The 22829-nt window shown below is 46.7% G+C and carries 10 protein-coding genes; 3 read left to right on the top strand and 7 right to left on the bottom strand.

The annotated features are described in order from the left end of the window. Positions 1-4 precede the first annotated feature (4 nt). Both ACQY73_RS28135 and ACQY73_RS28140 read right to left on the bottom strand, forming a co-directional pair. Positions 5-2554: a tetratricopeptide repeat protein gene (locus ACQY73_RS28135; RefSeq protein WP_428657506.1), complete on the bottom strand. Its 2550-nt coding sequence runs from the start codon at positions 2552-2554 to the stop codon at positions 5-7. Between the two features lie 456 nt (positions 2555-3010). Continuing rightward, positions 3011-7603 (bottom strand): translocation/assembly module TamB domain-containing protein, encoded by a 4593-nt coding sequence (locus ACQY73_RS28140; RefSeq protein ID WP_428657507.1) that lies wholly within the window; start codon positions 7601-7603, stop codon positions 3011-3013. Positions 7604-7805: 202 nt separating this feature from the next. Here ACQY73_RS28140 and ACQY73_RS28145 point away from each other — a divergent pair, with 202 nt between their 5' ends. The 3 genes from ACQY73_RS28145 (at position 7806) to ACQY73_RS28155 (ending at position 14013) form a co-directional block, all read left to right on the top strand. Further along, the gene (locus ACQY73_RS28145) at positions 7806-7952 is read left to right on the top strand and encodes a hypothetical protein (RefSeq protein ID WP_428657508.1); all 147 of its coding nucleotides are present in this window, start codon (positions 7806-7808) and stop codon (positions 7950-7952) included. A 691-nt stretch (positions 7953-8643) separates the two neighbouring features. Beyond that, positions 8644-8901 (top strand): hypothetical protein, encoded by a 258-nt coding sequence (locus tag ACQY73_RS28150; protein ID WP_428657509.1) that lies wholly within the window; start codon positions 8644-8646, stop codon positions 8899-8901. A 741-nt stretch (positions 8902-9642) separates the two neighbouring features. Continuing rightward, on the top strand, positions 9643-14013 hold the full coding sequence (locus ACQY73_RS28155; RefSeq protein WP_428657510.1) for a PAS domain S-box protein: 4371 nt from the start codon (positions 9643-9645) through the stop codon (positions 14011-14013). Positions 14014-14057: 44 nt separating this feature from the next. Here the strand turns inward: ACQY73_RS28155 and ACQY73_RS28160 are convergent, their stop codons facing one another. The 5 genes from ACQY73_RS28160 to ACQY73_RS28180 form a co-directional block, all read right to left on the bottom strand. Then, on the bottom strand, positions 14058-15425 hold the full coding sequence (locus ACQY73_RS28160) for a Gfo/Idh/MocA family protein (protein WP_428657511.1): 1368 nt from the start codon (positions 15423-15425) through the stop codon (positions 14058-14060). A gap of 158 nt (positions 15426-15583) precedes the next feature. Continuing rightward, entirely contained in the window at positions 15584-16492 is a 909-nt protein-coding gene (locus ACQY73_RS28165; RefSeq protein WP_428657512.1) for an SMP-30/gluconolactonase/LRE family protein, read from the bottom strand. 90 nt (positions 16493-16582) lie between these two features. Next, complete coding sequence (locus tag ACQY73_RS28170; protein WP_428657513.1) at positions 16583-17083, bottom strand: AAA family ATPase; 501 nt, start codon at positions 17081-17083, stop codon at positions 16583-16585. Positions 17084-17104: 21 nt separating this feature from the next. Then, positions 17105-17470: a LytR/AlgR family response regulator transcription factor gene (locus ACQY73_RS28175; protein WP_428657514.1), complete on the bottom strand. Its 366-nt coding sequence runs from the start codon at positions 17468-17470 to the stop codon at positions 17105-17107. 8 nt (positions 17471-17478) lie between these two features. Then, positions 17479-22773, bottom strand: coding sequence for a right-handed parallel beta-helix repeat-containing protein (locus ACQY73_RS28180; RefSeq protein ID WP_428657515.1), 5295 nt, complete (start codon positions 22771-22773; stop codon positions 17479-17481). Positions 22774-22829 lie beyond the last annotated feature (56 nt).

Below are 22829 nucleotides of genomic sequence, written 5' to 3' on the forward strand. Positions count from 1 at the left end.
ATAATCATCTAAAACTTTCACGTTCTTTTTCGATGAGTGCGCGTTGTGCCTGATAGATTTTCAGAAATGCTTGATAGTCGGTAAAAGAGGTCAGGGAGAACAAGTCTCGAAGTCCATCTTCGGCAAACTCTGTCAGGCGCAGATGAAGACATTGAAGGATATACATTTTTTGTAATTCAGGAGAATCGCGCCGAAATCGGAGCGCATTTAAAATGAATTGGTAAGCCGTTTTGGGCTGATTCCGTTGGTTAAAATAGGCCGTTACTTTCTGCAGGGTAGGTATACTGAAAGGGTGTCTGCGAAGGGCTTCTTTGAAATCTGATTCAGATTTCAAAGAAGCGACTGAAGCGGTGGCGGCAGGTTCTTCAGTACGTTCTTTCAATAACCAAAATTGCAGTGTTTGGCGTGCCAAGGCAACTTTTTGCGAGGTATCAGCCACGGTTTGGGCGGCCAATATATCAAAAGCGCTTATTTTATCACGATTGTATTCAGCGTAAGCGTGGGCGAGTTGCAGTTCATTGTAAAAATTCCCGTTGTTCCCTGTATTGATCAATTGCCTCAATAAAGGCGCCAATGTTGTATCTTGCGTATATTGATCTACGTTATATAAATAAGCAAAGTTATTTACACTTAGGGTCGAATCACTGGAAAGAGCAAGGGCTACTTTTTCGACCTGTGTTCTTTCGCCCGTGAGTTGTGCCAATGCAATTCGATTGGCTTCGTGTGAAAGTGAAATTTTACTACTTTCCAGCAGTTTCGTTTCTTTAAATTCTGCTTTTGTAAGGCCAAGCGCCGACAGGGAGTTGGCAGAATCGACCGCCGCCAATGCTTTCCCCCAAAATGCCAACAGGTTTGTTTCGGGTACAGCAATGTTGATGGAATTCTGACGGGCCAGTTCAAAATAATAATAAGCAGAGTCGGCAATAGCCGTTCGAGTATAAAGATAACCGAGGTTGTTTTGCAACTCGCCGCTTTTCGAAAATTGATCGATGCCTTTTCGCAAATTAAAGACAGCATCAAAAAACAGATTCTCATTTAACAGTGCCTGACTCAGCCCTGCGTAAGCCTGCGGGGTAGGGTCTTTGTGTAATGCCTGTTGGAAGTAAGCTCCCGCGCTGAGGCGATCGCCCTGACGCAACGCCAGCGAAGCCAACGAAAAACCTGATTTATGGTTTTGAAAATCCATATCAAGCGCCAATTGGTAATATTGCTCGGCAATCACGTATTCCTGTGTGGCGGTGTGCAGATCTCCTAATCCATTATAATGCCCTGCCTGTGCCTGATCTATACTATGAAAACGATTGAGGGATATCAATGTAACTACCCCCATACCCCCGATCAGCCAAACCTGCGACTGAACAATGCGCATGGGCTTATAAATGACTTTATAGACTGCTTTGCCCTGTTTGAACAATGGCCAAAAATTGAGACCGATGTATCCGGTAAACACGGTTCCTATGGCCAATTGTGAATAGATAATGGCATCTTCAAAGACCTCGATCAATGGATTGTTGTCGGTAAACAGCACAAATGCCATTACACCCGTTGTGACCAATCCTAATCCCGCATACAGCCAGACGGCAGCTTCGCGAAAAGGCAGACTGTTTTCGGTTCGTTTGGCCAAACTCCAAATTCCCACTGTAACACTCACAACATATAGCACAAAAGGACTGAGGTACAATAAGCTGCTGTCAGTTTGCCGGGTGATCTTGAAGTATAATAACAGTAGGCTAAACAAGTATAAGCCGGTGATAAACAGAAAATTGAGTAGGCTGTTCTTGCCAAAACCGGTACGTGGATGAGTAACAACGTAGACAAAACCGGCAATGATCTCAATGGACAACCATCCGATAAATCCAATGGCAATAATTACTACCGGTAATAAAGAATAAGAGGTAACCGTAAGCGCGACAAACTGTATTTTGGAGAAAAATGAGAAAAATACGCAGACTCCTATCACCAAAACTGTAAAGATAAATATACGTCGCTCAATGGTGATGTCATCTCTGAAAGCGTGTAAATAGTAGCTGACGCTGCCGAGCAGCGCGGCTGCAATACCAAACCCAAGGGCTTTATCGGAACCGAAAAGCTGTAAAACTTCTAAATGAGAAGTAGCCAACACTCCGATAAAAACCATCATTACGCCGATGTACCACCAGCGCGACAGCACCGTAACGGCACTCAAAAGTAACACCAGCCCTGCTAATACAATGCCCCAGTAGCCAAATACAAGCCACTCAGGGATATCTGACCGAACAGGAACAAATTGCTCTTTAAGCAAATAACCTTTTCCCGGAAGAATGATTTTTGACTGCGCCTGAGTTGTATCCGGTCCGACGGTTGCCTGTTCCGCACTTCCGGATAACTTTAGCGTATCCAACGGCATCGGAATTTCGTCCAGTTCGCTCAATACTTCCCAACGGACGGTATTTTCAATGCCTCGATAGTGAAAGAACAGCAAAGCAACTAACCCTAACCCAAGCAGGCCAAGTGAAGTAATGTATAAAAAACGTTGACCGGGATTCCAGTTTTTCCAGAAAATGAGTGACGACATGTAAGGTTGATTTAATCACGCAAAGTCGCAAGAGGCAAAGGTATAATCGTCGGATTAAAAAATATTGCTGCTGTACGGTTTTTGCCTGATTGTAATTCTTAACTAAGGATAGTTTTTATGAATCAAAAACGCTTTTCTCCGTAAGTTATTTTTTCCATGCGCCGGAAATCAAAAAAGTACTAAACGACGCAAAGTGTAAAATAAAATTCAATAGGTGTTGAGCATGGGTATAATCTTTTCCGGAAGTCGTAGCTTTTAAGTACTTGAGCATAAATTTTAGAGTATTTGAAACAGTAGGCCATTCTTCGAGCGGACGAGTCGGGTTGTGAGCAACGGCAACGGCCGACCCGTCCGTAATATTACCTTGAAAAAACCCGAAAACTTTTGCTCGGCTACTTAAAATAGTCGGTATAAGAAGCTGAATAGTGCAGGAAATAAAAGCAAAAGCAATTATGCCTAATTCTTCGTTTCTTCCAAATTACGATAGGTTGTCAACCGCCCTGAATTGGTCTTAGGGGTTTGGATCGGCGTGGTTTCGGGACGAGAAGCTTTCGGGCCGAAGAATCGGAAATTGTTAAAGCTGCGCGTAAACAGATAACTGGCACCGTATGAAATGGCATTGGGCGTGCCTGTAGTGGAGTTGAATTGGTTCTGAATGTTTCGATTATACATGCGGAGGCGTTGGCTGCCGTCGTCGGTGAGCCAATATTCAAGGGTCCAATCCAGCAATAAGCTTGTGGCGTCGTATTGGTTTTGGCCGTACGAAAGTCGGCCGTCGCGGGTGATGCGGAAGCGGTCGTTGAGGAACCGGTACGAGAAACGTAATTGAAGGTTATTAATAGCGTTGGGGTTGGTTTCGTTAAAATTGAAGTTCAATCCCGAAACCCCCAATTCCAAATTTTCATTGATGGAAGATCCCCATTTGCTCAACTGACTCGTCACCATTTCGCTGAGACTGTTGGAGAGCCCGGAAGCCGATTGCAACAAAATATTGTTCTGATCGGAAATCAATTGCCCAAACAGTAACATGCTGCTAACCTGCTGCGATAAGAACTGTTCATCACGCTTGAGGCGCTCTTCAACGGCTGTAATCGATAACGAATAGTTGGAAGGATATTCTTTAAATTTGAGCGAATAAGAGATCTGCGGCGCGAGCATTTTTTCATTCAATGCAATCGTTACTTCTACCGGATAGCGTCTGGAGGCAAGTTCATTGGTGGTGCCTGTAGTACCTGTTTGCAGCAGCGGACCCAGCAACACGTTGGATGTATAGCTTGCTTTCACGTCAAGTGCCGCACCATAGGGATCACCTGTCCACGAAATTCGGCTTCCTTTCTGTATCTGAAACTTCTTGTTTATAACGTTTTGCAACGTAAAGAGGTAGTCTCCGTTCTGAATCTCGTACGCTCCGCTCATGTTGAAATCGCCGCGCGTATCGATCTTAAGATTGATCAAACCACGCCCGTAGGCTTTGATGGCATCGCCGGTTTGGCGGTCAAACTGGATCTCGCAGTAAGCGTCAGGGGTCATGTTTAACCGAAAATCCATTTTGATGATGCTTTCTTCGGCCGGAACGATTTTGTCTTTGCCGGCTATTTGTTTGTTGGCGGTATCGGGCGAAGAAGAAACAAATTGAACAAAGTCTTCGGAAGCTACTTCGGCCGCGCCGTCGAGTGGAATGTATATCTTGGTTCCGCGATTGCTCGTCAGATCAGCATTGATCTTGAGATTATTGATAGGCCCGAACACTTCCATTTTACCCGTAGCGTAAGCACTTCCATAAAACAATTCATTGTCCCGAATGTTGGTGTTCAGGATTTTGAAGTTACGCATGTCGGCATCAAAGCCAATGGAGAACTTATTGAAACTGTCATGATACACACCGCCCCGCAACGTGGCGGTATTGCCTTCGGGGTCGGTCAGGCGTAAATTTCGGACGCGAATATCGCTTTCTCCAAAATACACTTTGTCTTCGAATGAAAATACGGCTTTAAGATAATCAAAGGTAAGACGTCCCTGTTTTACATCCACCGTTCCGTCCAGCACAGGTGCTGTGGCGGGGCCTGTAATGGAAACGGTTCCCAATGCACGGCCACTCAGATTGGACACCAAGCCACGGGCAAAAGGCTCCAATAGTTGCAGATTCGTTTCGTTGAAACCGGCTTTCAAATCCAACTCATTATTTGCCAAATTGGGCGTGTAGGTGCCTTTAATGGAAAGCTCGCGTTTGGCTTTTGAGTCCAGGTGAATATCGACGTGCAAGTGCTTGTCGATAGGGTCCCATTCGCCGTTGCCGGTCAGGTTGCCCATCAGGAAGTTATTGTACGTTAATTTTTGGACATCAGCTTTGCTGTCAAAGATCAATGTACGATAGAGGTCCCGCATTGTTACGCTGCCGTTGGCGGTTCCTGCCAAATTGATATTGATAAGAGGCGTTAGCGTGGCGAGTTCGAAATTACGGGTTTCAAACGTAAGGGTTCGCGCTGAGTCAGTTGAGATCTCGCCGTTGAGGGCAATAAGTTGGTCTTTCCCGCTTGGTTTTAAATTGACGTTGCTGAAAATTACGTTGGGACCGGTGATGGTAATAAGATTGTCGGCATCCACATTCCAATCTTCTTCCAACAGGCGGAGTTTTGATTTCTTAAATTGTAAATAAAGGTAATCGCCCACAAACCGAAGTTCACCGTTTAAGGTAGCTCGGTTAGTCATTTTTTGTTGGCGCAGATTGCTTCTGAAATTGATATGGTCTGTTTCCCAAGCGGCTTCAATGCCCAGTTTTTCGGTGGGAGCGATCCCTACCAACTGCTGTTTTTCCGAGTTAATGATGGCTGATGCCAAAACCTCCGGGCTATTGGTGAATTTAGACGTATTGAGGTCAAGTTCGGATTTATAAAATGAATTGTTGCCGATTTTGAGCGTATCAAATTGGCCGCTCATGGAAAAAATGGACGTATTATCAACGGTAAATACTCCTTCGGCCGTTGCGCCTTCTGATACGTAACCATCAGGATACAGGAAGGCCAGCAACCGATTCATCTTCTTGGTACGAATGTGGTAATCAATGCTGTATCGCTGCCAAAAGGGTTTCTTGGCTTTTTTGTCTTCGTAATATTGCACCCGAGTTCCTTCATCACCGAAGAAATACATCTGATATTCATCAAATAATTGAGCCAGATCTTTGACCGCTTTGGTGGGTTGGAATACTCCGTTTGCCTGAAAGTCGAAAAACTCAGATGAAATAAAGAGGCGACGAAGTCCATTCGCCAGACGCGAGTCCACTAATAGTGTGTCAACGACGATATTGCGTTTTTTGAGGGTAGCGTAACTGTTTAGAAATTTGGCTTTCCCTACGATCTCATCCATGGTGTTGCCTTCCATATCAACATTCAATTCGGTGTGTATCAGCAACGAATCTTTGACGAATTTGAGCGCGCGCAGATCGGCGCGTTGGATGAATCCCTCGGCGTGGTAAGCATACTTATCTTTCGAAAAGTCAAAAGCTCCATCCACATCTGCAATAAGGTTGGAATCTTTGACAATGACCGATCCTTTGAAAAATTTGTTCTGAAGGTTGCCGTTCAAATATACGTTTCGATAATCGTAGCCATTGTATCGGAAGCGGGGCAGAAGACCGTTGAGATTAAGAGAGGCGGTTTTAAGTGAAAACCCTTTGCCGCTGATTTTTCCGTTGAGGTCTAATTTTGAATAATCATCATCGTCCACCAACTTACCCAGATCAAAATCCTGTGTACTGATGTCAGCGGTATAAGTAGGCGTTTTGGCCGCCAAATTCATTTGAAGCTCTTTTACATTGACCTGCCCCAGCGCGGTTTTGAAGTCACCGTTGAGCTTAAAACGGTCAATGGTACCGTTGTATTTACCGGAGAAATCAACGACGCCAAATTTTTGAACCAAATCATTGAATGCCTTTTCGGGATAATATTGCCGTAGATCGGCGGCGTCTACTCGGGTATTTTTAAGGTCAAATGCCATGACCGACGTTTCAAATTCGGTAACGCCCTTAAAGGCAATGTCACCGCGTAAAACGCTGTTTTTCCCAAACCGTAAATTGGTTTCTGACAATTTGAAATGATTGACCGTCCCCACAAAATTGCCGTTTGCGTGCCACGTTTCATCAAGCGTAAAAAGATAATCGGCAAACCAACCCAGATCTTCGGAGCGTACGCGCGTGCTGTCCAAATGTGCCCGCATCAATACTTTTTCGTTAAAATCGCCGAAGGCAGCGGGCGAATCATAGTTGAAGGAAATATAATTGCCAATTACTGAACTGCCGATGTGCGCGTTCAGATTTGCCAGTTCAAGTTTGGTGCGACAGTACAATACTTTACTGTCTAACTTCTTGATGGTTAGATTGGTGCGCTTATCAAAAGTGCGAAGGCCTCTGACATTGAGCGCGATAGTATCCCCCAGAACCAAAAAGTTTTTGGCTTCGCCATTGATGCTTTTAAGGGTGAAGTGATTATAGTCAAAGGTTTTTCCGTGCATCCGTTTCTCCCGAGGATCGTCCCAACGGAACGAACCATCAATGAGATGCACCTGTTTGATGACAAACGGAACGTTTTGATCTTTTTTGCCGGGAGCATTGGGATTGGCCGTAAGCTCTTCAATCCGTTCAATAAATGCGTCCAGATTCAATTCGCCCGTTTTAGGATTTTTGACGAGCCAAACGGAAGGTTTGTAAAGTGTGGCTTCGTCCAGGGTTGTCCCAAAACTCTTCGTGTCATTGTTGAATATAAGTGACCAAAAATCGTGGTTAATATCAATACGCGCTACATCGATCATTGGGCGACCGTTTCGGTCCAGAATGGTGACATTTTCCAACGAAACCGCATCAAACCACTGGACATTTACGCGCCCAACCGAGGTAGGATGTTGTAATTCATGAGAGAGCCACTTTGCCACCCGGTTGACAACTTCAGTTTGTATCGCCGGAAACTGAATGCCCAATATCACTACTTCTGTCAGCAGCATAACCGCGACAAGCAGGATAAAGATGGCATTGCCTATGTACCAGAGAAAACGCTTCATGGCCGCTTGGCGAATAGTCAGTTAAATGTTTTAGTGAATAACTCATTCACACTTAACCCGTAACAAATAACAATTAACAAAATTTAAATCGAAACGACAACTATAGTAGCCATATAATCTTTTGTGTGGGCGGCTGTAATTTCTAACGGTCAACTGCGCTCCAACATTGTAGCTACACAGATGATTCATCAAAAATAGGATAATGTTGTCCCGCAACTCGCTTCCCGGGTGCATCAGCAACATAATTCTACCGGTAGCCGAAAAAGCACTTATCGACGCAAAAGTAAGCAAAAAAGACCTGAATGCCATCAAACAGGCCGGTAGCCCCATGTCAACAATGGCATTTTGAAAGAACTTTTTAGCTAAAAACTCAATTTTAATGCCATTTGGGCAAGAAAGCAAAATATACAACGTTAGTACCGCATGACTTGAGTTTACTTCTTGTCTATGTACAATTAGTTGAAAACCCCGTAGTTTCTTGACACTACGGGGTTTTTTGTGCTCTTCCTTCTAAACAAAACAGGCATGAAGTTTGATTTGGAAAAAGGTACGATCAAGTAATTATAGCTATTCTTACGGTTTGAAATGAAGCAATCAGGCAGTTGCCTTGATAAAAATAAAATATACATATCAGGTAACGTATATAATGTAGAGTTAGAGAACTCCCTTTTCATGGACCAATGTTATTGAGTGGTATACATCGGTTTTGAAATTGTAATCGGAATAGGTATCACTGTGATAGTGAGTATTTCATAGATTTTTGAAAATCAATATGTTCCGAGTGAAAAAGTTGAAGCATTTAAAGGCTAAATCAATTATATTGTCTACAATTTCGGACAGCCTATCCGGTAAAAACCGGAAAAAATTATCAATTAAAGTAGCCTTATATGTGCAAACGGCTGTTCGTCTTCAAGAGAAAACTGTTTATTTTGTTTTGTTTTTGTAAATAATCATATGAAAAGAGTTAGATTGAGCTAATTAACCTAAGTTATTTTCCTGTTTTTTTGCTACACTTAATTCTACCAACAGCATTATTTGTTATGAAAAGTGAATTTATATGTATTTCCATTTCAGATTTGATGAAGTATGGAGGCTATTTTATAGGTCGTGGTATTGTTTCCGGTACAGCAGTTTGGATATTGGAAGACCGCCAAAACAAAATACTGGCGTATCAAGTTATCGAGGAAGGGAAGCAAGCTTTTGAGGGTGTGAGTTGCTTATTGGAAAAACAGTTCCTGTCAGAACCGGCCGGCCGAAATCCGGAAATCAAGGCCTTTCTGACAGGTCAATACAATTAAACCGATAAGGTAATAAGCTAAAAACAATTTAGAGAACACCCTGCGAAAACAGCGGCGTCATGCAACTGATTCCGGCGAATGAATTGGGCGAAAATGCAGACAATTGAGTAGATTCTCCTGATATAATTTAGATGAACATGTCTAGTGTGACGTATGGCACATGATTCATTGGGGAGAGTAAATCAGAATATCGTGTAAGGCATCATTTGTAAGCATTTTGATAGCGTAAAGTGATAATGGCAACTGTTTTAGAAGGTCAGCCTGATGAAATGTTGATACATACAATAAACAGCTGAACAGCAGATGTATTATTTGTTTTGAGTAGCCTTTTTAGTTGTTAATCAATAAAAAAAGCCTTACTGTCAGCATTTTAGGCCGCAGCTCTATAATTATGTAACTGAACGGGGCTTGTATTTTAAAAAGATAATTCAGTATAGCCGTTTTCTGACTTTCAGGCACAATTTTTGCTTGCTACTAAATGTGGCAAAGCAGTTTTTAATGCAAGAAATATTTTACAAATTTTTCTATAAATTCCTCTGAAATCTATCGTGTTGTCGCTACATTTGCCTAATACCAATAGGTATTTGAGGGCTATTAGTGCGTGTTTTTCCCCTTTTTCAGAAAGTTTCAAAGCGGTTCTTTTTTAGTTGAAATTCTTTCTGAGAATACTACCGGTTTTGTAGGAAAGATAGCCCGAGCTAATGGCTTTATTTAACGTTTTGAGAATTGACATAACCCGTGATGGAAAAACAACTGCCAATACCCCTAAATGAGAAAGAGAGATTAAAAGCATTATTAAATTACCAAATTGTAGACACGTTACCTGAGGCTGAATTTGACCGGCTAGCCGAACTTGCGTCTATAATATGTGGTACTCCCATCTCACATGTTTCTTTGATCGAAGAACACAGACAGTGGCTTAAAGCTAAAATAGGACTTGATATAACTGAAGAAGACAGAAGTCTGACTTTTTGTCAATATACCATCATGGATACGGAGATTCTGGAAGTGGAAGATGCCACCAAAGATGAACGATTCAAAGATAATTCATTTGTTCTCTCAGATCCTTTTATCCGTTTTTATGCCGGCTATCCGCTGATTGACCCCAATGGCTATGCGTTGGGCACTATTTGTGTGATTGGTGATAAACCACGCAGACTGTCGGAACAACAGCAACGTGCTCTACGATTGTTGGGAGAGGCTGCCGTTGCTTTAATTGTAGAACGCAGACAGCGGGAAGAACAAAAGTATTTTGAAAATTTATTTAACTCATCCAATGACCTGATCTGTGTGGCAGGAACGGATGGTTATTTCAAACGGATCAACCCTGCGTTTCAGAAAGTACTTGGGTGGGAAGAAAAAACGCTGCTGGAAACCCCCTTGTCTGATTTTCTCCATCCCGATGACTTCGAAATAAGCCAACAACGGATGGTCGTGTTGCGAGAAGGCGGAGAGCCCGGCAGCGTTAATTATCGCTTCCGAATTCCGAATGGCTCGTATAAATATTTGCAGTGGGTGTCTACGCTCGAAAAATCTACCGGGACTGTTTTTGCCATTGCCAGAGATATTTCGGTGGAAAAAGAAAGAGAACGGCAACTGAAACTCAGTGAAGATCGGTTCAGAGGGTTTTTTGAGAATTCGCAGGGGTTGATGTGTACGCACGATTTGCAGGGGAATTTTCTGTCGGTCAATGAGGCGGGGGCCGGTATTATAGGATACACAGTAGACGAAATTTTGGGTATGAGCCTCTACGATATCGTGCCCAAAAGTTCTCATGATTCGTTGGGACGTTACCTGAAAAACATCACAAAGGAAGGCCGATCCAGCGGATTGATGCATACGTTGGATAAAAACGGCTCGCTGCGGATATGGATATTTAACAACATTTGTGAGAAAGGACCGGATGGAGAATACTATGTGATCGGTAATTCGTTGGATATTACCAAAAGACATCAACTGGAGGAAGATCTAAAGAAAACCAAAGAAATGCTCGAGCAAACCAACCAGATCGCCTGTGTTGGTGGTTGGGAAATGGATTGGAGCACTAAAAAGATTTTTTGGTCGGAAATTACCAGAGATATTCACGAGGTTGCGCCTGACTTTGAGCCGGAATTATCAACGGCAATTTCGTTTTACAAAGAGGGTGACAGTCGCGCTAAAATTACCGCGGCCGTTAAAAATGCCATAGAGAACCAACAACCTTGGGATCTGGAATTGCTCATTGTTACCGCCAAAGGCAATGAGCGTTGGGTAAGGGCAAGGGGAAATGTTGAGTTTGCAAAAGGTAAATGCAAGAGGGTTTATGGCACCTTTCAGGATATTGATGTTCAGAAAAAAGCGCTCATTGAAGTCAACAATTCCCGAAAATTACTCAACGATGTACTCCAGTCGGCGTATGAAGTAATCATTATTTCTACCGATGCCAATGGACTCATTACCCTTTTCAACAGCGGTGCCGAACAGATGTTGGGCTATACCGCCGAAGAAATGATCGGTCATCAAACACCGGCTATTATTCATGCTCCCGAAGAGATGCTTCTGCGTAACGAAGAACTTAAGAAGGAATATGATGAATTCATTCCTCTTTCCCAGACCATGGTATATCCGGCTGAGCGCAATGGGTTTGATCAACGGGAGTGGACCTATGTCCGTAAAGACGGGTCGCGTTTTATGGTATCGTTGGTTTTGCACCCAATCAAAAACAGTGAAGATGTCATAACGGGCTTTCTGGGTATTGCTACCGATATTTCAGCCCGCAAAAAAACGGAGCAGGCATTGACTACCGAGCGTGCGCGCCTGATGGCGTTTGTGGAACACGCTCCCGCTGCGGTGGCAATGTTTGACAGCGATATTAAATATATTGCAATAAGTAATCGCTGGATGGAAGAATACCAACTGAAAGGAAGGAATATTCTGGGGTTGAGCCATTATGAAGTTTTTCCGAATGTCTCGCAAGAATGGAAAGACATCCATTCACGATGCCTGTTGGGAGCCGTGGAAAAGAATGACGAAGACCGCTGGCGCCCCGAAGGCTGGGACCACGATCAGTTTTTGCGCTGGGAAGTACGCCCCTGGTATCAATTCGACGGCTCCATCGGCGGCATCATGATGTTCACCCAGGACATCACCGAAATGTGCCTGCAACGCGAAGAACTCAAAAAAGCCAAACTGCAGGCCGAACAGGCCAGCGTGGCAAAATCCGAGTTTGTCGCCAACATGAGCCACGAGATCCGAACACCCCTCAACGGCGTGATCGGGTTTACGGACCTGTTACTGAAAACCTCCCTCAACGAAACTCAGCAACAATACCTTTCTATCGTCAACCAATCGGCCAATTCCCTGCTGACGATCATCAACGACATCCTTGATTTTTCCAAGATCGAAGCCGGCAAACTCGAACTGGACATTGATAAATGTGACCTCTTTGAACTGGGAAGCCAGGCAGCCGACATCATCACCTATCAGGCCCAAAGCAAAGGATTGGAAATGTTATTGAACATTTCCCTGGACCTGCCCCGTTTCATTTGGACCGACGAAGTGCGCCTCAAGCAGGTGTTGGTCAATCTCTTAAGCAATGCCATCAAATTTACCAAAGAGGGGGAAATTGAGTTGAAGGTCGAGCCATTGACCGACACGACGCAGGAAGTCATCACGCTGCGTTTTGAAGTGCGTGATACCGGTATCGGCATTCAGCCCGACAAGCAGGAGAAGATCTTTGAGGCCTTCGCGCAGGAAGATGTTTCCACCACCAAAAAATACGGCGGAACGGGTCTGGGGTTGGCCATTTCCAATAAATTGTTGGGATTGATGGGCAGCAAACTGCAATTGATCAGTGTGCCCGGGCAGGGTTGCACGTTCTATTTTGATCTGACGCTCAAAACCGAAGTCGGAGAATCGGTCAGTTGGAAAAATATCGACCTGATCAAAAAAGCGCTTATTGTAGATGATAACGACAATAATCGGATGATCCTGCGGCAGATGCTGTTGTTAAAACAGATCGTTTCGGAAGAAGCCAAAAATGGCTTTGAGGCATTACAATTCCTGGCAACAGGTAATCGCTACGATGTGATCATGATGGATTATCACATGCCTTACATGGATGGTTTGGAGACGATCAAGAAGATCCGCAGCAGTTTCAACAAATTGCCCGAAGAGCAGCCGGTGATCCTGTTGCACAGCTCCTCGGACGACGGCACCATCATCAAAGGATGTGAGGAATTGAAGGTCAATCAGCGGTTGGTGAAGCCGATCAAAATGCAGGAAATGTACGAAGCCCTTTCGCGGTTGAATCGCAAAGGCGAAGCACTGTCAGTTGTCAGCTTATCGGTTGAAAATAAAACAGAATCGGCTCCGATTCGGGTATTGATCGCGGAAGACAATCCGGTGAACATGCTGTTAGCCAAAACGATCATTCGCCGGGTGGCGCCGAATGCGGTGATTCTGGAAGCGTTGAATGGTCTGGAAGCGCTGAAGGTATGTCAGTGGCAATTGCCGGATATCATCCTGATGGATGTGCAGATGCCCGAAATGAATGGGTACGAAGCCACGGAGAAGATCAGGGAGTTACAGGACGAAATTCATATTCCGATCATCGCGCTGACGGCGGGGAACCTGAAAGGGGAAAAGGAGAAATGTCTGGAGGCGGGCATGGATGATTTTATTGCCAAGCCGTTTGTGGAAGGGGCCATTATTGAGCTGTTTGAAAAATGGATCGGCGGAAAACAGGTGAAAGACCCAAGGGAATCCGGCCAATCGTTCAATGATGTCAGTAGCCATTTTAACATTGAGACGATGAAAACCTACGTGGGCGACGATGAAGAGATCCTGAATGAGTTTTTGTTATTGACCATCACTGAATTGGAAAAATCATATTACGCGTTGCTTGAAAAAGCCGAAGAAAAAGATTTTACAGCGTTGAAGGCCTTGGGGCATAAATTGTACGGAACTGCCGTGACGGCGGGAACGATGGAGTTAGCAACGTTTGCAAAAAAAATTGAGCATTTAGATAATTTTGATCCTGAAAAAGTGGCCGATCTGCTGCTGAAAACACAAGATGAAATTCTTCTCGTTAAAAAACTCATCAACGAGATTGTCCTGATAAACGAAGGGTGAGGCATTGCCTCACCCTTCGTTTAACTATTTAAAGATACCAATTCCTATACTTTTGCCGGGTCCGGATGTTTGTAAGGTTGGCGGTAAGACCGTTGCAGCAGACCGGTGGCTTCTTTGTCTCCAACAATTTCCCGCTTTTTAGAATCATATACAACGGGGCGACCTAATTTCATTGAGATATTAGCCAATATACAACTTGCCGTTGAAATATGACCTTCTTCAATATCGGCTACCGGGCGGCCTCCGTTTTCTATTGCTGCTATAAAATCAAGCATATGCAGACGTGTGGCAGGAGCGGCGTTCAATTCAATGCGCTCCTCGTTCACGTCTTCGGGGTATTTCTCTTTTTCATAGACTACATCCATGTGGATTTTTTCTCCCTTGCCCTGTGGGATAAAATCGTATGCCATAGTGCTTGCCCACAGAGTCCCTTTTTCACCATAAAGCGTAAACGACCAAGGATAAGCGGGATTATTGGGAGTCCCCCACGTACGATGCTGCCAAACACAGTTCAGTTCAGGATATTCAAAGACCGCCGACTGTGTATCTGAAATATTCGACTTTCCTTCTTTCTGCACATAAATGCCGCCCTGAGAAGATATTTTGGTAGGCCAGCCAAGTTTCAGCATCCAACGTACTGTATCAAACATGTGTACGCACATGTCGCCCGTAATGCCGTTGCCGTACTCCATAAACGTACGCCACCAACGGATGTGCGGTAGACCATCGTAGGGGCGCAGGGGAGCGGGTCCTGTCCACATTTCATAATCCAGAAAAGCGGGAACAGGTTCCGTGGGTGGATTGCCGTTGTTGCGCATGGAATAGTAGCAGCACATTTCCACGTGTGATATTTTGCCCAACAGTCCGGCCTCAACAATGTTCTTTTTGGCCTCAATAAGGTGAGGCGTGCTTTTGCGTTGGGTACCTACCTGAACTACTTTGTTGTACTTACGGGCGGCGGCTACCATGGCTTCTCCTTCAATAACATCCACGCTGATAGGCTTTTGCACATAAACGTGTGCTCCGGCTTTTACGGCATCTATCATCATCAATGAATGCCAGTGGTCAGGCGTCCCGATAATCACAATGTCTAATTGGTTTTCAGCCAGCAGTTTTTTATAATCTCCGTAAAGTTTGGGCACTTTGCCGGATTTTTGCCGCTGGCTCACGAGTTTGCCGGCCGCTTCGAGCATGTTTTTATCTACATCACAGAGGGCAATGACATCGACAGATGCTACCTGAATAAGGCGGAAAAGATCGCTTTTGCCGTACCAACCCGTTCCGATCAATGCTACTCGATAGGTTTTTGCCAATTTAAGATTATTCAACCCTTTGGCACTGAACGCCGTAAGAGCCAGAGACGCCGAAGTTCCCAGTAAGAAGCGACGACGATTGATTTGAAAATTATCCATTAGAAATTAAGGGTTTTCAAGCGACTGACGCCGCAGTTTAGTAGTATTACTCTTCTTAAAGTGGTTTCAACGTGGCAAATACTTTTGCGGCCGCCATGAATTTAGTCGACAGGGAATTTTTCCGAAAAACAGTTCTTTCCTGAATGAGAGAAAGACTTCTATTCCACCCCTTTTACCTGCATTTGCAAGGTAAAAACAGATTTGGAGGCCGTAATTAGCAGTAGATCACGATTTTTGCCGCCAAAACAAAGGTTACCTGTCCAACCCGAAGGTACGGGAATTGTTTCAATCTTTTTGCCTGAAGGATCATAGACGGTCACTCCCTTTCCGGAAATATAGAGATTACCTCGGCTATCCAACGTCATGCCGTCAGAACCTTGGGAAATGAACAGCTGACGATCGGAGAGCGTGCCGTCGTCGTTGATTTTGTATTTATAGGTTTTGCTCGCTCGGATATCGGCTACGTACAGGTAGTTGCCGTCGGGGGTTCCCACAATTCCGTTGGGTTGCATCAGCGCATCATCGACAATAACCGCTTCCTTTTTGCCTTTGGGCAGATAATACACCTTCTGACCTTCTATTTCCGGTTTTTTACGTTCCCAATAATCACGTTGGTAATAAGGGTCGGTAAAATAGATACCTCCTTTTGAGTCGAGCCATAAGTCGTTGGGACCGTTAAATTTAAGGCCTTGATAGCCATCCAATAAAACAGTAATTTTGCCTTTCGGACTGATCGACCAAAGCTGATTCTTTTCGTCGGCACAAGAGATCAGGTTGCCTTTTTTATCAAAAAACAAACCATTAGAGCGCCCCGTTTTGTCCATAAAAAGGGACAATTTGCCATCAATATCATACTTCCAGATTTTATCGTTGGGTTGGTCGGTAAAAAAAATATTCCCCTTCTTATCAACGGTAGGGCCTTCAGTAAAAGAAAATTGGTCAGAAACCAACTGAAGCGTGGCTCCTTCGGCAATCAGTTTGGGCGCGTCGGCCGTTTGGCTGTTGGCAGGTGAAAAAGACATGACAAGAACAAAGAATAGAAAGGTGATTATGTAAAAACGGTTCATTGCATTGAAGGTTAATTAACGTAAGTATAAATGCCGTTGGTATCCGTTTCTACTGGCTTTTCTAACGTTGAGTCGATGAAGGTGTTGAAATCATTCCAAAAAATCAGCCGGTAATTGTTCGAAAAGCAGGGCGGCCGTTTGGGCGGGAAGCAACTTGCCCGTGTCTACACTGATGGCGATAGACATACCCGAAACGGGTCGCCAAGGTCGGCCCGAGGGGGCTTCGTAGTGCGGAAGTTGTTGGTAGTCGCTCCACCGGCGCTGCTCTTCGCGCTGTCGCCGGATACGGGGCGTTGCCTTCAGAGCAACGGTAAGGATGTTGGTGCCCGGTGCGCGCCAAAGGCGGTCCAGAATCATGCCAAGGTGGGGGGAGGTGCCGGTGCTTTCAATAATGCAATATTCAGATTTAAGCGCCTCCAGCCACAGTTGATTCCAGGCGGTGGTTTCTCGGTCGGGAGTGGTTTCCTCCTGCCGCCGCCGAAAATCATTAATGGCCAGTACGTGATAAACAGGGAGCAGGGTTTTCAATTCCCGGATGATGGTGCTTTTGCCCGAAACGGGTGGCCCGATCAGATTGATGATGTGACGCATACCCAAAGGTAGGCGTTTTTCTTACAGCGCGGCGACGGTTTTTTTGAGCTTGGCCCTTCTTCTTCGGGCAATTTCGAGGGTTTGCCGGTCGGGCAGCACCAGCCACTGCGACTTTTGAATGCGGCAGTGTTTGAGAAACTCACGGTTGAGCAGGTGCGATTTGTGCACCCGCACAAAGCCCCGCTGTTCCAGCAGCCGGGCGTAGATGCTGAGCGAATGCGAGGTAACGACCGTCTCGCCGCCGTCAAGGTGAAAACGGGTGTAATTTCCCTGCGCACTGAGGTATAGGATACGGTTGAGTTCAATGGCCTGCTCACCGTTTTTGGTTTGAAAGCGCGGCAGCTCTACCGCGCTTTCAAAAGGAATGGGATGTAAAAAAGAAGACATTGTAAAGATTATTTTTGCGTCTGACTGCCTGTCACGGCGCTTGTCTGACAATCACTGATGAGGGCCTGAAAAGTATTTCCGCCGGCGGAGAAACCGGGCAGGAGCATCACAGACTGACTGCCTTGATAGACGACGGTTGCCCCTGAGACCTGATTAGCGGCGGTGATCTGACCGGCGGTTTTCAGGACCGTGCCCGAGGTGATGGGCTCAGTGACCGTGAGCGTGGCGGGGCCGGAGCCTGCTGATCCTGAGCTTTCATAGGCACCCATGTCAACGATGCCCGCCGCCGAGGGGAACGGTCGGGGATTGCCGTCGAGGTCTTGCGGCAGACCGTCGGCGTTATGGGCGGCGTCGATGGCCGGCGAGCAGGGCAGCAGGTGATAATCACCCAATGCCGTGAGCGGGGCCAGGCCGGCCGGTGAGGCACTGACGAACCGGGGGTTTTGGTTGAGGTTACCCGTTCCGACAAATCCGCCCTCAACGATGCTGTAGAAGATGCTGCTTCCGTTGGTGGATTGGGGCATGGAATTACCCCAGAGGATGGCATTTTTGAGGGTGGTCGCGGCATTGGTGTTGAAAATACCGCCGGCGGTGCCGTTAGTGCCCAGATTGGAAGCGATGGTGCAGTGAATGAGCGTGGGCTGACTTGCGTTGACGTAAAGCCCGCCGCCGAGGCCCTTATTGGAGACAATGGATACATTTTCGAGCCGTGGTCGGCTGCCGTCGTGGATGTAGAGCCCACCGCCGAAAGTGGCTTCGTTGGCCCAAATGACGGTTTGGGAAATGATCAGTTGGCTGCTGTCGCCCAGAAAGATGCCCCCTCCGAAGGTAGCCTTATTGTCGGAGATGATGCAGTTAGTGACGGTGCCTTTGCTTTTATTTAGGGCCAGGATTCCGCCGCCGGAGGTCAGGGCCTGAGCGACCGTTAGGTTGGTATTTTGGTTATCGGCGAAAAACTCGGCGTAACCTTTTTCGATTCGGAATCCGTCGAGTCGGGTTTGGTCGTTGGCGGCATTGAATACGACGACGTGGTGTGTATTGTCGTTGTGGGCGGGGGTTGCGATTTCACCGCTCAGAATGGTGAGGTTGTTTTTGGGATTGCGCTGATTGAGCAGGGTTTCGGTGGCCTCAAATCCGCCGTAGACCTTCACGCCCGAAGGAAGGGTGAACACATCTCGGCGCAGGGTACCGGGTTTGTAGGTACCTTTTGCGACCCAGACTTCGACGGGGACAGCGGAAGCCAAAGCGGCAGCGGTAAGGCCGGCGGTCAGTTGGCTAAATGCCGTGGCCCATGAGGCACCATTTTGGGTAGGGTTGTTATTGGCGGCATTGACAAAGATACGTTTTATAACAGTAACATTAACGTTGTTGGAATAAGGTGACAAACAAACGGTTGCAGCGGCAGTTTGCTCACAACGGGCGTAGAAGCTACCGTTGGCGGCGAGGGTGGCGGGCATCAAAACGGGGCTGTTGTCGCTGCTTGTGAACCATCTGGTGGCAAGATCGCTGCCTGTGCAACCCGTAGCACGCAGCGTAAAGGGTACATCGGACGTAACAAGGGTGTCGGGTTGGGTAACGGGTGCAACAGGACTCAGAACCGTTATCAAAACAGCACTTGAAAATACTTCGGCGCAGACCCCGCTTTTGACCACGGCGCGGAAATACGTATTGGCCGTCAGATTGCCGATGGTTGCACCGGTCAGGGTCGTGGTGGTCACTTCAATATCAGTGGGTGAAGTGAAAGCCAAATCGGTTGATTTTTGCCACTTGACGACATCGCCCGTCTGGCCGTTCAGGCTCAAATCAGCGGGGGACGTATTGGCGCAGATGGTTTGGGCGTTGTCCACTGTTCCGCCCACGCCGGCGGGATTGACCGTGACCGTGGCCGTTCCTGTCATGGAAGTCCCCGTGCAATTGACATCACTGACGCTCGTTACGCTGTACGTGCCGGCGGCTGCACCCGTGATCACGTAGGGACTTGTCATAATGTTATTGACCGTCGTTGGGGTGGAGCCGTTGGAGTAAGTAACGCTCCAGGGGGCTATACCCGTCATAACGATGGAAACGTTGGGCAAGGTGGCTCCCGCGCAGGCGGTTCCGCCGCCGCTGATGACGGCCGTGGGCAGGGATTTGACCGTGATGGAACCCGTGGCATTGACCGTGCCGCAGCCTCCCGTGAGGGGAATGCTGTAGTTAAAAGTACCTGAGGCCGTTGGTGTACCGCTGATAGTAATGGTGTTGGCCGCCCATGCCGCACTCACCCCCGCAGGCAGGTTCGTTGGCGTTCCGATGCCCGTGGCTCCCGTTGTGATATGGGTAATGTTGGTCAGCCGGGTATTGATACACAGGGTGGGCGAAGAAGAGGCCGCCCCTGCCGTATTGGCCGTGACCGCCACGCTGCCCATAATAGGAGCCGACTCACAATTGGTAGTCGAATTTTTAACTGTCAAGGTAAATGGAATCGAACTGCCCGAAGCACCCATGTTCAAAGTGACATTGATGGGATTGGTCAAACCTCCGTTGGTGACGCCGGTAATGCCCGTTCCCGAAATGGAATAGGTGTTGGGCGATTGAGTGGGGTTGGTGTAGGGAATGCTAAACGATGTCGCACCCACGCAGATGGCGGGGATGGTACTCAACGTAAGCAAAGGTTTGACGGGGTCGTTGAGCGTAGCAGTGGCGGCATTGCTGACGCAAGCCCCATAAGTGGCTTCAATGTGGGTGTAAACCCCCGCCGATTGGCCGGTCAGTGTGATGTCCCCGTTGGCATCTGCCGTAAAGTCAGCCGCAGGAACGTTCGTTACGCCTTTGGTATAGGTGACAGCGTAAGTGGTATTGGGAGAAAACCCGCTCAGCGTGATGCTGCCATTGCTGCCGCCGCAGGTGGAGGGGTTGGTGCTGCTGATGGTAGGAGTAATGGCGGCAGTCGGTGCGGATTGAGATTCGTATGCCCCCAAATCTATGGTGGTGAAGGCAATGCGGGAGTTTCTGTCGAGGTCTTTGTCAGCATTGGTGAAAGTACCGTTGGTGCCCGCGTTGATGGCGGGAGAACAGAGCTGTAACCTCAGATTACCTGTCGTAGTGGGAGCAGCATTCAAATCAGGTTGGCTCACAAAGAGTGGGTTATTGTCTGATTGAGTACCGTCCAAATTACCGGTTCCGGCCGGGTTCAGCCCTTCAATCAGGCAATGGGAATAGACCGGAGTTCCGCCTGAATGATTTATTTGTGGGTTGCTGTTACCCCAGAGAATACAATTGGTCAGGGTAAGAGAAGAAAACGCATCGTTATACAACACTCCGCCTGCATTAGCCTGATTTGCTGAGAAGGAGCAATTAATCAAGGTAAGAGAGGGGGTAACAGAAGTAAATATTCCCCCACCAAATCTTGCCTTATTTCCCGAGAAAGAACAATTGGTTAGGGTAAAAGAAGAGACAATTCTACTATATACTCCGCCCCCCTCACCCGCTTCGGCCTTATTTCCTGAGAAGGAGCAATTGGTGAGGGTAAGAGAGGAGTTATTAGTAGTATACATTCCCCCGCCTCGAAAAGCCTGATTTTCCGAAAAGGAGCAATTAATCAGGGTTGGAGAAGACTCTTCGTTGTACATCCCACCGCCATAAAATAGAGATTGATTGTTGGAAAAAGTACAATTTTGAAAAGCGGGGGCCGTGTTACGGTTATGTACCCCGCCGCCAATTTTAGTACGGTACTCACTTCCGTCGGCATAACCGCCTGAAACGGTAAATCCATCCAACAGAGAGGTGGCGTCCAAATTGTTGAAAAAATTATAGATGATGTTATACGTATTGTTGGAAATATCGTTGTCCTGCTGAATCTCGCCGCTGAGAATCGTGGGATGGTTTACCCAATCGCGGTCGGTTATGACCGGGTTACCTAAGGCAGGGAAACCTCCGTAAATGGCAACGCCATTTTTCATGGTAAAATAGGCATAGCGGTCATTGTTGGAAAACGCACCGCCTTCGTCCGGGTAATACGTTCCGGCGGCTACCCAAATCGAAGTGCCGCTACAGGTAGATTGAAGTGCTTTTTGGAGGGTACGAAAGGCGGTGTTCCAACTCAGGCCGTCGTTGGCATCACTGCCTGTTGGTTTAACATGAAAAACGGTAGCTGGAGCTTCATAGGCACCTAAATCTACGGCGGTATTCACAAGGCGGGCATTGCCGTCCAAGTCCTTGTCGGCATTGGTGAAAGTGCCGTTGGTGCCTGCGTTGATGGCGGGAGAGCAGGGTTGCAACCTCAGGTTCCCTGTCGTAGTGGGGGCAGCATTAAAATCAGGTTGGCTCACAAAGAGGGGATTATTTGCCGGTTGAGTGCCATCCAAGTTGCCGGTTCCGGCGGGGTTCAGGCCTTCAATCAGGCAATGGGTATAGACCGAAGCTCCACCTGAATTACGTATTTGTGGTGTACTGTTACCCCAGACAATACAATTGGTCAGGGTAAGAGAAGAAAACCGATCGTTATCCAGCGCTCCGCCTGTTTCTGCTTTATTTCCCGAGAAAGAACAATTGGTTAAGATAAAAGTAGAAACAATAGGACTATACACATACACGCCTCCGCCTGTTCTGGCCTTATTTCCTGAGAAAGAGCAATTGGTGAGGGTAAAATGAGGAACATTAAAATTACATATCCCCCCCCCGTCTTGAAGCGCCTCATTGGCCTGAAAGGAACAATTGACCAAGGTTGGAGAAGACTCTTCGTTAAACATCCCACCGCCAAAAGCGATAGAGCGATTGCCTGAAAAAGTACAATTTTGAAAAGCGGGGGCCGTGTTGCGGTTATGTACCCCGCCTCCATGTAGAGTACGGTAATCAATTCCGTAGGCATAACCGCCTGAAACGGTAAATCCGTCCAACAAAGAGGTGGCGTCCAAATTGTTGAAAAAATTATAGATGATGTTATACGTATTGTTGGAAATATCGTTGTCCTGCTGAATCTCGCCGCTGAGAATCGTCGGGTTATTTACCCAATTGCGGTCGGTCATGGTGGGATTACCTGTGGCTGGGAAACCTCCGTAAATGGCAACTCCGTTTTTCATCGTAAAATGGGCATTGCGGTCATTGTTGGAAAACGCACCGCCTTCGTCCGGGTAATAGGTGCCGGCGGCTACCCAAATTTCATCACCGCTTGTGGCGGTGGCGAGGGCTTTTTGCAGGGTGGCAAAGGCCGCAGTCCAATTGGTGCCTGCGGCGACGTCTGAGCCTGTTGTTTTTACGTGATACCTGGCGGCAAAACTTGGGACGGTCAATAAAGACATAACGAGAAGGGTAAAGAGATTTTTCATAATCGGAGATTTTGATGTTTTTGAATACTTTTTTCTAACTCTTCCAGTTGGTTGTG

It is taken from the genome of Runella sp., assembly GCF_965279615.1.
Taxonomy (GTDB): Bacteria; Bacteroidota; Bacteroidia; order Cytophagales; family Spirosomataceae; genus Runella.

Excerpts from the sequence above, each read along its gene's own strand:
- ACQY73_RS28135 (WP_428657506.1), bottom strand. The coding sequence starts at position 2,554 with ATGTCGTCACTCATTTTCTGGAAAAACTGGAATCCCGGTCAACGTTTT.
- ACQY73_RS28140 (WP_428657507.1), bottom strand. The coding sequence starts at position 7,603 with ATGAAGCGTTTTCTCTGGTACATAGGCAATGCCATCTTTATCCTGCTT.
- ACQY73_RS28145 (WP_428657508.1), top strand. The coding sequence starts at position 7,806 with ATGTTGTCCCGCAACTCGCTTCCCGGGTGCATCAGCAACATAATTCTA.
- ACQY73_RS28150 (WP_428657509.1), top strand. The coding sequence starts at position 8,644 with ATGAAAAGTGAATTTATATGTATTTCCATTTCAGATTTGATGAAGTAT.
- ACQY73_RS28155 (WP_428657510.1), top strand. The coding sequence starts at position 9,643 with ATGGAAAAACAACTGCCAATACCCCTAAATGAGAAAGAGAGATTAAAA.
- ACQY73_RS28160 (WP_428657511.1), bottom strand. The coding sequence starts at position 15,425 with ATGGATAATTTTCAAATCAATCGTCGTCGCTTCTTACTGGGAACTTCG.
- ACQY73_RS28165 (WP_428657512.1), bottom strand. The coding sequence starts at position 16,492 with ATGAACCGTTTTTACATAATCACCTTTCTATTCTTTGTTCTTGTCATG.
- ACQY73_RS28170 (WP_428657513.1), bottom strand. The coding sequence starts at position 17,083 with ATGCGTCACATCATCAATCTGATCGGGCCACCCGTTTCGGGCAAAAGC.
- ACQY73_RS28175 (WP_428657514.1), bottom strand. The coding sequence starts at position 17,470 with ATGTCTTCTTTTTTACATCCCATTCCTTTTGAAAGCGCGGTAGAGCTG.
- ACQY73_RS28180 (WP_428657515.1), bottom strand. The coding sequence starts at position 22,773 with ATGAAAAATCTCTTTACCCTTCTCGTTATGTCTTTATTGACCGTCCCA.